General features: G+C 55.6%; 14 protein-coding genes. 10 read left to right on the forward strand and 4 right to left on the reverse strand.

The window, feature by feature from the left end:
• Positions 1-12 precede the first annotated feature (12 nt).
• The 7 genes from rlmN to CRO08_RS12755 all read left to right on the forward strand — a co-directional run bounded on the left by rlmN (position 13) and on the right by CRO08_RS12755 (position 6073).
• Positions 13-1080, forward strand: coding sequence for a 23S rRNA (adenine(2503)-C(2))-methyltransferase RlmN (rlmN, locus tag CRO08_RS12725; RefSeq protein ID WP_072811500.1), 1068 nt, complete (start codon positions 13-15; stop codon positions 1078-1080).
• Positions 1080-1700, forward strand: coding sequence for a methyltransferase (locus CRO08_RS12730; protein ID WP_072811501.1), 621 nt, complete (start codon positions 1080-1082; stop codon positions 1698-1700). The genes rlmN and CRO08_RS12730 overlap by 1 nt, the downstream gene beginning before the upstream one ends.
• A gap of 162 nt (positions 1701-1862) precedes the next feature.
• The gene (locus CRO08_RS12735; RefSeq protein ID WP_072811502.1) at positions 1863-2360 is read left to right on the forward strand and encodes a YchJ family protein; all 498 of its coding nucleotides are present in this window, start codon (positions 1863-1865) and stop codon (positions 2358-2360) included.
• Positions 2361-2409: 49 nt separating this feature from the next.
• Entirely contained in the window at positions 2410-3372 is a 963-nt protein-coding gene (gene argC, locus CRO08_RS12740) for an N-acetyl-gamma-glutamyl-phosphate reductase (protein WP_097036503.1), read from the forward strand.
• Entirely contained in the window at positions 3372-4424 is a 1053-nt protein-coding gene (gene obgE, locus CRO08_RS12745; RefSeq protein WP_097036504.1) for a GTPase ObgE, read from the forward strand. The genes argC and obgE overlap by 1 nt, the downstream gene beginning before the upstream one ends.
• A gap of 3 nt (positions 4425-4427) precedes the next feature.
• A complete protein-coding gene (gene smpB / locus CRO08_RS12750) occupies positions 4428-4901 on the forward strand; it encodes an SsrA-binding protein SmpB (RefSeq protein ID WP_097036505.1) in 474 nt (157 codons plus the stop codon).
• A gap of 17 nt (positions 4902-4918) precedes the next feature.
• Positions 4919-6073, forward strand: coding sequence for an N-acetylmuramoyl-L-alanine amidase (locus tag CRO08_RS12755; RefSeq protein ID WP_097036506.1), 1155 nt, complete (start codon positions 4919-4921; stop codon positions 6071-6073).
• 26 nt (positions 6074-6099) lie between these two features.
• Here the strand turns inward: CRO08_RS12755 and CRO08_RS12760 are convergent, their stop codons facing one another.
• The 4 genes from CRO08_RS12760 to CRO08_RS12775 form a co-directional block, all read right to left on the reverse strand.
• On the reverse strand, positions 6100-7131 hold the full coding sequence (locus CRO08_RS12760; RefSeq protein WP_176495157.1) for a hypothetical protein: 1032 nt from the start codon (positions 7129-7131) through the stop codon (positions 6100-6102).
• Between the two features lie 186 nt (positions 7132-7317).
• Entirely contained in the window at positions 7318-8064 is a 747-nt protein-coding gene (locus CRO08_RS12765) for a YebC/PmpR family DNA-binding transcriptional regulator (RefSeq protein WP_097036508.1), read from the reverse strand.
• 31 nt (positions 8065-8095) lie between these two features.
• Positions 8096-8836, reverse strand: coding sequence for a hypothetical protein (locus tag CRO08_RS12770; RefSeq protein ID WP_097036509.1), 741 nt, complete (start codon positions 8834-8836; stop codon positions 8096-8098).
• Positions 8837-8865: 29 nt separating this feature from the next.
• Positions 8866-10479 carry a phosphomannomutase gene (locus CRO08_RS12775; protein ID WP_255252371.1) on the reverse strand — a complete coding sequence of 538 codons (1614 nt, stop codon included), beginning with the start codon at positions 10477-10479 and terminating at the stop codon, positions 8866-8868.
• A gap of 220 nt (positions 10480-10699) precedes the next feature.
• On the opposite strand from CRO08_RS12775, the gene CRO08_RS12780 reads away from it, so the two are divergent.
• From CRO08_RS12780 to CRO08_RS12790, 3 genes are all read left to right on the forward strand, one after another.
• On the forward strand, positions 10700-11209 hold the full coding sequence (locus CRO08_RS12780) for a hypothetical protein (RefSeq protein WP_097036510.1): 510 nt from the start codon (positions 10700-10702) through the stop codon (positions 11207-11209).
• 67 nt (positions 11210-11276) lie between these two features.
• On the forward strand, positions 11277-12233 hold the full coding sequence (gene dapA, locus CRO08_RS12785; protein WP_097036511.1) for a 4-hydroxy-tetrahydrodipicolinate synthase: 957 nt from the start codon (positions 11277-11279) through the stop codon (positions 12231-12233).
• Between the two features lie 117 nt (positions 12234-12350).
• Positions 12351-13037, forward strand: coding sequence for a hypothetical protein (locus CRO08_RS12790; protein WP_097036512.1), 687 nt, complete (start codon positions 12351-12353; stop codon positions 13035-13037).
• The last annotated feature ends 16 nt before the right edge of the window (positions 13038-13053 follow it).

Genomic DNA, 13053 nt, shown 5'->3' on the forward strand with positions numbered 1-13053 from the left:
TTACGCGGAACTATGGAATGGCCGCACAACATAAAGTCACTGACCACGGACGAGCTCAAGGCTTGGCTCAGGGACGTGAACGAGAAGCAGTACCGTGCCGACCAGATCCAGAAATGGCTCTTCTGCCAGCAGGTCCGCAGCTTCGACGAGATGGTGAACGTGCCCCCAGCACTCCGCGACAAACTCGCCGGACAGTTCTCCATGCTCGCCCTCAAGGAAGACCAGCACCTGGTCTCTACTGACGGAACGGTCAAGTGGCTCTTCGAGACCCACGACGGCCACCACATCGAGACGGTCATGATTCCCGCGAACGGGCGCTTTTCCGTATGCGTTTCCACGCAGATCGGCTGCGCCCAGAACTGCGCCTTCTGCCGCACCGCAAAGATGGGCTTCACCAGGAACCTCGAGGCGGGCGAAATTCTCGAGGAAATCCTCCACGTGAACTGGTACCTGAAGGACAACGGCATCCTCGATGCAGACGGCAAGATAGCCCAGGTGACAAACATCATCTTCATGGGCATGGGCGAACCGCTCAACAACCTGGAACAGGTCCACCGCGTGTGTTGCACGCTGCATAACCAGAGCCTGTTCAACATGGGCGCCAAGCGCATGACCGTGAGCACCTCGGGCGTTGTTCCCAAGATCAAGGAACTCGTGGACAGGAACACGCCCTGCTGCCTCGCCGTAAGCCTCAACAGCACGAACAACGAGTACCGTTCGTCGGTAATGCCGGTCAACAAGGTGTGGCCCATCGAAAAGTTGCTCGAGGCGGTTGACGAATACATCAGAAGAACCGATAATTATGTGACATTCGAATTCGTACTGATACAGGGAATCACCTGCACCCCAAAGGCCGCGAAGGAACTTATCCGCATCTGCGCGCCCCGCCGCGTGAAGGTGAACGCCATCGTGCTGAACGACGGGGACGACCCGACGCTGCACGCGCCGACACCCGAGGAGGTGGAGGATTTCCTTGCCGCAGTACGTGCTGCCGAAATTCAAATAACGATCCGCAACCCGCGGGGTCGGGACATCCTGGCCGCCTGCGGGCAACTTGCGTACAAAAAGGAAGGTAAATAATGTTAACGCAGAACCTCCCGGAATTCTGGGACAATCTCTATGCCAACGGCAAGGATTACTGGAATTTCAAGAAGGCGACTCCTGCCCTGCTCGAATTTTTCAAGCACCCCTCCTGCCCCGCCACCGGCTCCGTGCTGATTCCCGGCGCAGGTTTCGGCTACGATGCAGAAGCCTGGGCCAAGCGTGGCCACGACGTCCTCGCCGTCGATTTCGCCGCCACCGCGGTGGATGAACTCGACCACCTGAGCCGCGCCCACAAGAACCTGCGTTCGCTCGACCTCGACCTGTTCACGCTTTCGCCGAAGGATGCGAACCGTGGCGGCCAGCAGTTCGACATCGTGTACGACTACGGCACGTTCTCCGCAATCCATCCGGGCCGCCGCGACGAATTCTTCGAAGTGTGCTACCGCATGATGAAGGATGACGGTGTCCTTATCCTGTTCCTCTACCCGCTCATGAACGGCAAGACCCTGCAGGGCCCCCCGCACCCGACGAGCGAAGGCGAGCTCATGGCACGTCTCGGCGGCGTTTTCGACGTTGTCGAACGCATCAAGCCGGTAAACAGCCTCCCCGAACGCGAGGGCAAGGAAGAAATCTGGCTGCTCAAGAAGTGCCTGTAATCTAGAACGGCTCTACAAGCATACAGACGAGAGAAAATATCTCTCGTCTTTTTTGTATACAAGCGCAACTAAACAGAGTGTATTCTCTTTCAAATTTTTCTATTTTTTCATCAAATTTTCTACGCGGCCAAGCCGCTTCAACGAAGACACAAGGATTGAATTATGACTAAAGATTTATGCCCCTGCGGATCTGGTAAAGAATACGGCGAATGCTGCGAACCCATTATCAAGGGTACAGCTCTCGCCCAGAGCCCCGAAGCCCTGATGCGTTCCCGCTACACCGCATACGCCAAGCACGAAATCGCATGGCTGAAGGATTCCCTCGAGCCCACCCAGCGCGGCGACTTTGACGAACCGAGCGTAGAGGCCTGGAGCCGTGAATCCGAATGGCTCGGCATCGAAATCAAGCAGACCAAGACCGAAGAAGAAAAGAACATCGGCTGGGTCGAATTCAACGCCCGCTTCAAGCAGGGCAACGTGACCCGCAACCACCACGAACTCGGCGAGTTCCACAAGGTGGGTGGCGCATGGTTCTTCTACGACGGCCGTGCCGTGAAGCAGGAAACCGTGCACAAGGAAGGCCCGGATGTCGGCCGTAACGACCCGTGCCCGTGCGGATCTGGCAAGAAGTACAAGAAGTGCTGCGGCGCCGGTAAATAGACGAAAGAACGGCTCTTCGAGCCTTTAGACGAAAGACGAAAGAGAAACCATGTTTAAGATATTCGTAGATGGCGAAGCAGGGACCACAGGCCTGCAGATTTATGAGAGACTTGCAAAGCGTAACGACATCGAAGTGTTGCGCATTGCCCCCGAACTCCGCAAGGACATTAACGAGCGCAAGAGGCTCATCAACGAGTCCGACGTGACGTTCCTGTGCCTGCCCGATGCTGCGGCCGTCGAAAGTGCTGCCCTCTGCGAAAATCCGAACACCCGCGTGATTGACGCCTCCACAGCGCACCGCGTGAACCCCGCGTGGACCTACGGGATGCCGGAACTCAGCCCCGCCCAGCGCGAAGCCATCGCGAAGGCCAAGCGCATCGCGAACCCCGGCTGCCACGCCTCGGGCTTTATCCTGGGAGTGCACCCGCTGGTTGCCGCAGGAATCCTCCCGAAGAGCGCGAACCTCGCCGCCTACAGCATCACCGGTTATTCCGGCGGCGGCAAGAAGCTCATCGCCGAATACGAAGAAACCGCAGCCCTGTCGCACGCAGCCGGCGAATCGAAGGCCATCATGGCGCCCGCCCCGTACGCGCTCGCGCTCGCCCACAAGCACCTCCCCGAAATGAAGAAGTACTGCGAACTCGAAAACACGCCGTTCTTCAACCCGGTGCTCGGCCCCTACTACAAGGGCATGGCGGTCACGGTCGCCATCTTCGCGAACGAACTCACCAAGAAGGTCGGCCCCGAAGGCCTCACCGAAATCCTCGCCAAGCATTACGAAGGTTCCCGCTTTGTGAAGGTGATGCCCTATGAAGCAGCCCCCGTGCTGTTCAACGGCCGCCTTGACGCCACCGTCTGTAACGACACGAACAACGCCCGCATCCAGGTGTTCGGCAACGAGAACGTGATGCAGGTGACGACGATTATCGACAACCTGGGCAAGGGCGCCAGCGGCGCCGCCATCCAGAACATGAATATCGCCCTCGGGCTTGACGAAGGGATTAGCCTTTAATGTTCCTAGACGAAAAATCTATTGAAGTTCGCTCCGGCAAGGGCGGTGACGGCATCTGCAGTTTCCACCGCGAAAAGTTCGTACCCCTCGGAGGCCCGGATGGCGGCGACGGCGGTCGCGGCGGTCACGTGATCCTGCAGGTGAACGAGCAGTACTCCACGCTCCTCGACATGGGCAACGCACGCGTGTACAAGGCGGAGAGCGGCCAGCCGGGTGGAGCGAAGCGCTGCACCGGGCGTAGCGCCGAAGACCTCATCGTCGATGTCCCGCGCGGCACCATCGTGAAGGATTCCGACGGGCGCATCCTCGCCGACCTCACGCAGCCGGGCCAGAAGTGGATTGCGGCGCGCGGCGGCAAGGGCGGGATGGGCAACCAGCATTTTGCGACTCCGAAGGTGCAGGCGCCCCGCAAGTGCACGCCCGGCGAAAAGGGCGAAAGGCGCGAACTCTTCCTGGAACTGAAACTCATGGCAGACATGGGCCTGGTCGGGTTCCCGAACGCGGGCAAGTCGAGCCTCGTGAACAAGATTTCGAGCGGACGCCCGAAAGTCGGCGACTATCCGTTTACCACCCTCGAACCGGTTCTCGGCATCGTGCAGACGAACGGCCACAGTTTCGTGGTCGCCGACATTCCCGGCCTGCTGGAAGGCGCCAGCGAGGGCAAGGGCCTCGGGCACCAGTTCCTCAAGCACATCGAGCGCACGCACACACTCCTGTTCGTGATTGACGGTTTTGCCGAGAACGCCTACGAGCAGTTTACCGTGCTCAAGAGCGAACTCAAGGCATTCCACCCGAAGCTCGCCGAAAAGCCGTTCGTAATCGCACTCAACAAGGACGACCTCGGAATCGAGAATGCCATCAAGGAATTCAAGAAGCACCGCCAGAAGGTCATCGTGACCTCTGCCATGACGGGCGACGGCTGCAAAGAACTCGTGCAGGCTCTCGACGAGGCTGTCCCGCACATGCAGAAGAAGAAGGTCGGCTGGGAATCGAAGTCCCTCGAAAGCAGCAAGGCCAGCGGCAAGAAGAGCGGCTGGAGCAAGAAGGCTTAGCGCATGGCCAAGAAGGAACAACAGGGTACACCGGTCATCGCAAACCGCAAGGCGTCGCACCTCTATTTTGTGGACGAGACGTTCGAGGTGGGCATCATGCTCATCGGCTCCGAGGTCAAGTCCATCCGTGACGGCAAGTGTACCATCGGTGAAGCCTGGGTCGATGTCGACGACAAAAAGGACGAAATCTGGCTCATTGGCGCCCGCATCGACGAATACCTTTTCGCGAACAGGTTCAACCACTTTCCCGCCCGCAAGCGCAAGCTGCTCGCCCACGCGCACGAAATACAGAAAATGCGCAAGGCGAAGGAACTGAAGGGTTGCACCATCGTCCCGCTGAAACTATACTTTAAGAACAGACGGGCAAAACTCGAAATTGGAATATGCAGAGGCAAGGATCAACGCGACAAGCGACAGGATATAATCAACCGCGAAGCGAAGCTGGAAATGGACCGAGCCGCAAAGGCACACCGCTAGTTTTCGCCCTGTTGCTGATGGTCGGCTGGGCACTGTCCTTCGCCGATGTCACCGCGGTCGACGCCGAATCCGTATCCCAAAAGATTGGCGCCTCGTTTCACTGGTTCCCCGTCCAGAAATCGTTCATTCTCGTTACCCAAAAAGATACCGCGAAATTTGCTGTCGGCATCCCCTACGCCTCGGTGAACGGCAGTACCATAGACCTAGCGGCAAGCCCTGTTCTCGAAGATGGCCACCTGTGGATTGCAGAAGAAGACGTGAGCAAGCTGTTCCCGCCCAAGAGCGAGGCAACTGCCGCGAAGGCTGAACCCGCGGCAAAGGCTGAGCCCGCAGCAAAGGCTGAACCCGCAGCAAAAACCGAACCCGCGAAGGCCAAGCCCGCAGCAGCGCCCGCAAAGGCAGACCAAAAGGCGGTTACCGCAACCAAGCCGAAGAACGAGACCGCGGGCACCCGCGAAGTCAAGACCATCGTGATTGATCCCGGCCACGGCGGCAAGGACTCCGGAGCGCTCGGCAAGAACGCGCAAGAAAAGGACATCGTGCTCGCCGTCGGAAAACTCCTGAAGAAGGATCTCGAGAAGGCGGGATTCAACGTGAAGATGACCCGCGACAAGGACGTGTTCATCGAGCTCGGGCAACGCGCGAACCTTGCAAACCAGTGGGACGGCGACCTGTTCATTAGCCTGCACTGCAACGCCATCGATGCGACCCCCGAACGCAAGAAGCAAATCAAGGGCTACCACGTGTACGTACTGCGCGCCCCCGAAAGTGAAGAAGACAAGGCGATTGCCCGCCGCGAAAACAAGGTGGCGACCCTCTACGGCGAAAAGAACGCGAAAGAGGAACTCTCCCCCATCGAATGGTTCAAGCTGGAAGCGCGCCTCGAAAAGTACAAGCAGAACAGCTATATGTTCACCGAAGAAATGCTCAAGGCTTTTGACGGCGGCAAAATCAAGCGCCAGGCCGGCGGCGTAGGCGGTGCCGGATTCATGGTGCTCGTGGGAGCGCTGATGCCCGCAGTGCTATTCGAAATCGGGTTCATCAGCAACCTCGAGGACGAGGCCTACATGATGAGCAAAGCCGGCCAGCAAGATATCGCCGCACGCATCGCGAAGGCCGTAAGCACCTACAAGGATGCCGTGCACAGCTACCGCGAGACGCTCGGGCGATAAGCCTCCCCCAAAATAACCCGGCTTTGCTATTCCGTTATTTCGTCAAGTTGTTTTTCGATTAGATTTAGACATTCCCAAAAGATATCTTCGTACTTTTCCCGATAGAGTTCGGTCATCTCGGGCGTTCCGTCCGCACAGGTCTTGGTCTTCGCGATGTATCCGTTAAACCAGCATTCGGAATCGTACTTCAGGCTCACGTATTCCAAACCATAATACTGCCCCCTTTGATAGGGGTACAGATTCCCTCTCAGGGTCTTCTCTTCTCGATTGATGATGCTATCCAGGAACGCCCTTTTCGCTTCGGGCAGGGTATCGTTTTTATCAAGTTCCTTCACTATCTCTTCGTACAGTCCCTTCTGCACATCGGCAAGAATATCTACAAACAGGGCAAAGGAGTCCTGCGGGCAGTTCGTGACCAAGTCTTCAGGCACGGAGCTAGAAGAACTTTCCGCCACAGAGCTGGAACTGTGCGTCTCGTAGTATTCCTCTTTTGTAATATAGGCGATTCCATCTTCATCCGCATACGGCTTGTACGTCTTGCCATCGGAACATTTTAGGTACGTGACCTGATAATGGGGGCAGACACGTGACACGACACCGTAAACTGTCACCGGCTCCTGAACGGCGCCGCACGAAAACAGTTTTTCTTCCCACTTGTTCAAAATCTTTTCCGAAACCGTGGTATCCTTTTTCAGGAACTCCTGCAAATCCATACAAGAATAGTACGGTTCTGTAGATCCGGGGCACTGTTCCTCGAAAGAAAAGGACTTAGTACAGGTTATGGAAGGGTCCCGCGCCAATTTAAGCTGTTCGGCACTTGAAGAGTTCACCCCGTCAGACGAAGAACTCTGCGCCAGGTCAGGCCCGGAAGAAGATTCCGGCACCTGTTCCTCCGAAGAAGAACTTGAGGTTTGTTCGGAATCAGAAGAAACTGTCCCTAGTGCATCGGACGAACTTTCCGGCTCGATACCGGGATTGACTCCCGTCGCCCCGGTTGAAGAATCCGAGTCGCTACCGCAGCTGGCCCAGAAAAATCCCATAACGGACAGACAGCTCAAACGAATAAATCTACGAATATTCATACTTCCTCCTTTTCCCATAAAAATATTCTTTTTTTTCGGCTCGGTAATAATTTATTCAAAAAAAATGTGGACAAAATGTAAAAACCGGATGCATACAGCACCCGGCTTTTAAAGTTTCATGGATTCTATCGGGCCTTCGGCCCTCCAGAATGACACACGAGATTACTCAGCAGCGTCCATGTCGGCTTCGTCGATTTCGGCGTTGTGGTAAACGTCCTGGACATCGTCGTGGTCTTCGAACTTGTCGATGAGCTTCAGGAGCTTCACGGCATCGTCGTGACCGAGCTTCACCGGGTCGTTGGCAACGTAGGTGATTTCGGCGCTCATCATCTCGATGTTCGCGGCTTCGAGAGCCTTGGAAACAGCGTCGAAGGCTTCGGGGCTCGTGGAGATTTCGTGCACGCCGTCTTCGGTGCTCATGTCTTCGGCACCCGCTTCAATCACGAGGTCCATGACCTGTTCTTCGGGGTACTTCTCGGCATCGACGACAATCACGCCCTTGTAGGTGAATGCCCAGGACACGGAGCCGGATTCACCCATGGAACCGTTGTTCTTGTTGAAGATGTTGCGGATTTCGGCAACGGTACGGACCTTGTTGTCGGTCAGGCACTGCACCATGATGGCGATGCCACCCGGGCCGCGTCCTTCGTACAGCGGTTCCGTCATTTCGGTACCGGAGTTCGCACCCGTGCCCTTGGCGATGGCGCTCTCAATGTTCTTAGTCGGCAAGCTCTGGCTCTTGGACTTGAGGATCGCCGCGCGGAGACGGGGGTTGGCGTCAGGGTTTCCGCCGCCGAGCTTTGCAGCAATGGAGATTTCCTTGATAAGCTTGTTCCAAGCCTTCGCGCGAGCGACGTCAGTCTTGGCTTTCTTGCGTTTGGTGGTGGCCCATTTGGAGTGACCGGACATAGATTACCTCTAATATACTAGGTTGTGAAACTTACTTTTTCTTTTTCATCATGAGGCAGCGCTTCTTCTCCTTGGGAGTCAAGCTCGGATCGTCGCATTCATCGCCTCTAGATGCCTTTTTCTTCTTTTTCTTCTTCGGCTGATCTTCTTCGTCAGCCATGTTCTTCATGCGCTGCTTCTTGCTGTCAGAAACAGACACTTCAGATTCCTCCGATGCCGCGCTCTTCTTGCGCTTCAGAGCCTTGAGTTTGCCCTTGTCCATCGGGTCGGCAGAAGCCTTCGTGATGGCCTTCTCGTACTTGCCGCCCCAGATATTACCGAGGAGCGAACCCGAAGAGAGCGCATCGTTCAGGCCCGACTTGGACCAGTCGTCATCGACCGGCGGCAACAGCTTGAACTTGAGATTGCGAATCGTGGTAGGTTCGTCATCATAGTAAAGCATGATGTCGAAAAGGCCCACCTGGTATTCCTCGCCGTTCACTTCCACCGGGGAATTGTCGATGTAGGCAAGCACCGCATAAAGGTCGCCCTCGAAGAGCGCCTCGCGGATGGATTCCGCATCGCCTGTCGGGGAACGGACTTCGCCAATCGCCTGGAATGCCCACGGAGCAACGTCCACCTTCAGGGAGAACTTGAGTGTACCGGGCTTATCGGTATCCTTCAGTTTCAGGAGCGCTCCGGAGAACGCCTGGAACTTCGGTTTAATCGAACCTTCCTGTGCATAGCCGGCCATGACCAGCGCTAGCACGAGCATCATGATTATCTTTTTCATAGAACCTATCCTTTTCCCCAATCCAAAAGTTAATTCTTGAAGAACAGAGCCTTGGCAGCCTCGAACATCGGGTCCTTTTCATCCGGGTTGCGGCATTCGGTGTAAATGCGCACCTTCGGTTCGGTACCCGACGGACGCACGAGCATCCAGGAGTCGTCTTCGAAGATGATCTTCACGCCGTCGAGCGTGAGGAGCTGCTTCACGGTCTTTTCGTTCTTGCCGACCATGACCTTCGCACCCGGCTTCGCGATCGTTGCGATAGCGTCGACCTTGGCCTTGAGCGGGGCACCCACGAGGGACTTGTCCACTTCGAAGCCCGAACGGGTCGGGTAGAAGCGGCCGTACTCTTCGTAAAGGGCATCGAGGTATTCGCTGAGGTTCTTGCCGGTAACGGCCATGATTTCAAGAGCGATGAGGAGGCCGAACTGGGCGTCCTTCTCGAGCGTGTTGTTGAGGCCCGAGATACCGTCGGATTCTTCGAAGGCAACGAGTGCCTTCTGCTTCGCACCCCGGCTGAGCCACGGGCGGAAGTTCTTGAAGCCCACCGGAGTTTCCATCACGGGCACGCCGAGCTTTTCGGCGATGATGTTCACGAAGTTGGAGGTCGCGACGGACTTGGCCACGCAGCCCTGTTCCTTGCGCCAGGTCGCCATGTAGTGGAACGCGATGGCACCGAACTGGTTCATGTCGATTTCGCGCGTACCGTCATAGAAGCGGATGCGGTCGCCATCCGGGTCAAAGATTGCACCCAGGCGGAATTCGCTCTTGCTTTCGTCCAAGACCTTGCGGACCTTCTCGAGGTTCTTGCTGGACGGTTCCGGGGCGATGCCGCCGAACAGGGAGTCATCCTCGTTGCGGAGCGTGATGAGGCATTCCGGATTATCGAGCAGCGCGGCCGGGCGGCGGCGGGTAGAGCCGTGCACGTGGTCGCACACGAGGGTCAGGCGGCCCTTCTTGATGAATTCCTTGATGCGGTCGAACTTGATGGTTCCCTGCTTGACAAGGAATTCCTTGTAAATCTTGAGGGAGTCGATGATTTCCCAGTCAACCTTGCCTACCGGTTCAAACTTCCAGGTGGCCATCATTTCGTTGCTGAGCTTGGTAATGACGTTCGTGATTTCCGGACCGGCAGGACCGCCATCGGCCGGGTTGAACTTGATGCCGTTGTAGTGGCTCGGGTTGTGGCTCGGGGTCATATTGATGGAGCAGGCGGCACCGAGCATCTCGATTGCGGCGCTGAATTCCGGAGTCGGCATTTCGCCACCGTAGTAAACCTTCACGCCGGCCTTCGCGAACTGGTCTGCAACAGCCTCGCAGAATTCGTGACCGAGCAGGCGGTTGTCGTGACCCACGACCACACCGCGCTTCTGGAGTTCGGCAAAGTCCTTCACGCCGAGGGCAGCAAAGAGTTCGGGAGTAGCTTCCTTATAGAGACGCACGATGGCTGCACCCACCACCTGGAGGTTGCGGAGCGTAAATTCGGAACCGATTTCGCCACGCCAGCCAGAGGTACCAAAGCTTACCTTGGCGCTCTCCTGGGAAGTCAGGGCAACCTGCTTGACCTGTTCGACCAGGCCCATGTCGGTAGCCGGGTTGAATTCGGGGGACTGAATCTTCTTCCAAATCTGCGTAATGTTTTCCATAACGGTTCCTTTTTAGTTTTAACGCGGAAAATTTAGAAAAAAAGACGATAGACGATAGACGATTGACGATAGAAAAAGAGGTGCGGGACGAGTGTTTTGGGGATTTAAGGGGGGAAGTCTCCCCCTCGGCGGCACTGCGTTGCCACCTACCCCCACGAGCGGGGACACCCCCCGCAACGCCCCCACAAAATCATATTACAGATTTTGTTAAATTACGAACATGAATCATTTTTTATACAAAGTATTCTTTTCCCTGATTTTCCTCTCAACATTCTGTTTTGCCCATAACGAGCCCCCAGTAAAACAGGAAGTCGATTCTGCCGCCTACTATAAACAACTGTACCAGAACAATCTGGACAAGTACAATTTTGACAAGAAAGCGGCTAACATAACTTGGATTACAGCATGGGTTTCTACAGGATTAGCCGGAGCGTCCACATTCGCAATGTTTTTTTACGCCTTAGAGCAATTTTCAAACAACAACGACCAAAAAATTTCCACATCACATCCATGGTTCATCACAACAATGATAATATGCGGCATTGGAGCCACTTCGTTCCTTGTTTATGGTGGATTTGAGATTGCGGCCGCGATACGAAAAAACAATTATACGGAATATGATATTCAAAGGAAAAAACATGCAACCACCTCCACCGTAAGCATCCGCATAGCCCCGATTATAGACCCGATAAACAAAACCTACGGCGGAGCATTAGCACTAAATTTCTGAAATAACCACAACAATTTACCGCCTACTGCCTACCGCCTACTGCCTACTTTTATATATTTACAGCACTATGCAGATTACAAAAGCTTCTCAACTTACTGGTGTTTTCCCCGCGTTGTTCACCCCGCTGATGAACGACGATCCCAAGTGTCTCCGCAACTCCGTCGACTACAAGAAGATGGAGCATATGATTGACGACCTTATCGCTTCCGGCGTTTCCGGCATTCTCCCTGTGGGTACCACGGGCCAGAGTGCGACGGTCACCCACAAGCAGCACCTCGACATCATCAAGTTCACGCTGGACTACGTGGACGGCCGTGTGCCCGTGATTGCAGGTGCCGGCAGCAACTGCACCCGCGAATCCGTCGAGATGATCGAAGAAGTGTTGAAGATTGCGGAAGTCCCGGTCCTCTGCGTCACGGGTTACTACAACAACCCCTCGCAGGAAGGCATCGAGAAGCACTTCAAGACGCTCAGCTCCGAAACGGGCGCGAAGATTATCATCTACAATGTGCCGGGCCGTACCGCAAGCTACGTCCACCCCGACACCCTCATCGCCCTTTCCGAAGACAAGAACATCATCGGACTCAAGCAGGCGGTCGATTTCCGCATTGGCGAAAAGTTCCACGAAGACACGAAGCGCGTGATTAACGAAACGAAGAACAACGACTTTGCCGTTCTGAGCGGCGAAGACGGATTCTTCATCGACATGCTCGAGATGGGCGGCACGGGCCTCGTGAGCGCAACGGCGAACATCCCCGAAGCGGCAAAGATTTTCGTAGACCTGTACAAGGCTTTCCAGGCCGGCGAGTTCCAGAAGTGCGACGACCTGCAGGACGCCGCCCGCGACTACGTGGAAGCGACCTTCTGCCGCAAGAACCCGATTCCTCTGGGAACCATGTTCAACAGCCCGCTCTTCCAGCCGATGACGAGCGTGAAGGATACTGCCCGCGGTGACGAAGCCGTGGCCCGCATCATGAAGCTCATCAACGAAAAGGCCGAAAGCCTGAAGAAGTACCATATTTAGGCGAAAGAACGCCGCTGCGCGGCTACAGACTAAAGACGAAAGATTTCTCTGAAAAAAAATGGAATTCTTTCGTCTATCGTCTTTCGTCTATCGTCTATTTTAACTAAGGAGAATCCTATGGCCAAGAAATCCATTATTGACGAAATCTGCGACTACATCAAGAAGCAGAAACTCTCCCCCATTCCCGTCCAGACCCTGAACGAGGAAGCTGAATCTACCCGCTACTTCGGTGGCGACCTCAAGGAATTCATTGCCGCGGCCAAGACGCTCGGCGCAAAGGGAATCTTCGTGGAAGAACTCTACCTCGAAGACGATGAGTTCTACTACGACAGCGGCATGGACGATGACGAGTACATGGCGCTCTACGGCAACGAGAACGTGGAATGCGAGTGCTGCGGCGAAGACTGCAAGTGCAAGAAGGGCAAGAAGAAGGTCAAGGACGACGACAGCGATGTCGACGCCGTCTACTTTGAACCCGAAGACCTCGATGGTCTCGACCTCACGCTCCTCAAGCCGCAGATGGCGAAGTTCCTCGACCGCATCGGCGAAGCCTGCGGCGCACGCCTCACGGTTCCGGGTGTCGACCACCTCGAAGTCGAAATCTTCGCTGACTGGTACGACGAATTCGCCGAACTCGTGGACGAAGCCTCCGAAGCAATCGAAATCGACCCGACCGACGCTCTCCGTCAGGCACAGGCCGTTTACGAAGCCGAAGAGAAGACTGCAAAGAGCGTGAAGAAGATTGCGGCTCATCCGCCGAAGGGTAATAAGAAGACCGCAAAGTCTAAAGGCAAGAAAAAGTAATCTGGTCTAAAAAACT

Origin of the sequence: Fibrobacter sp. UWT3 (assembly GCF_900230125.1) — a bacterium.
Classification (GTDB): domain Bacteria; phylum Fibrobacterota; class Fibrobacteria; order Fibrobacterales; family Fibrobacteraceae; genus Fibrobacter.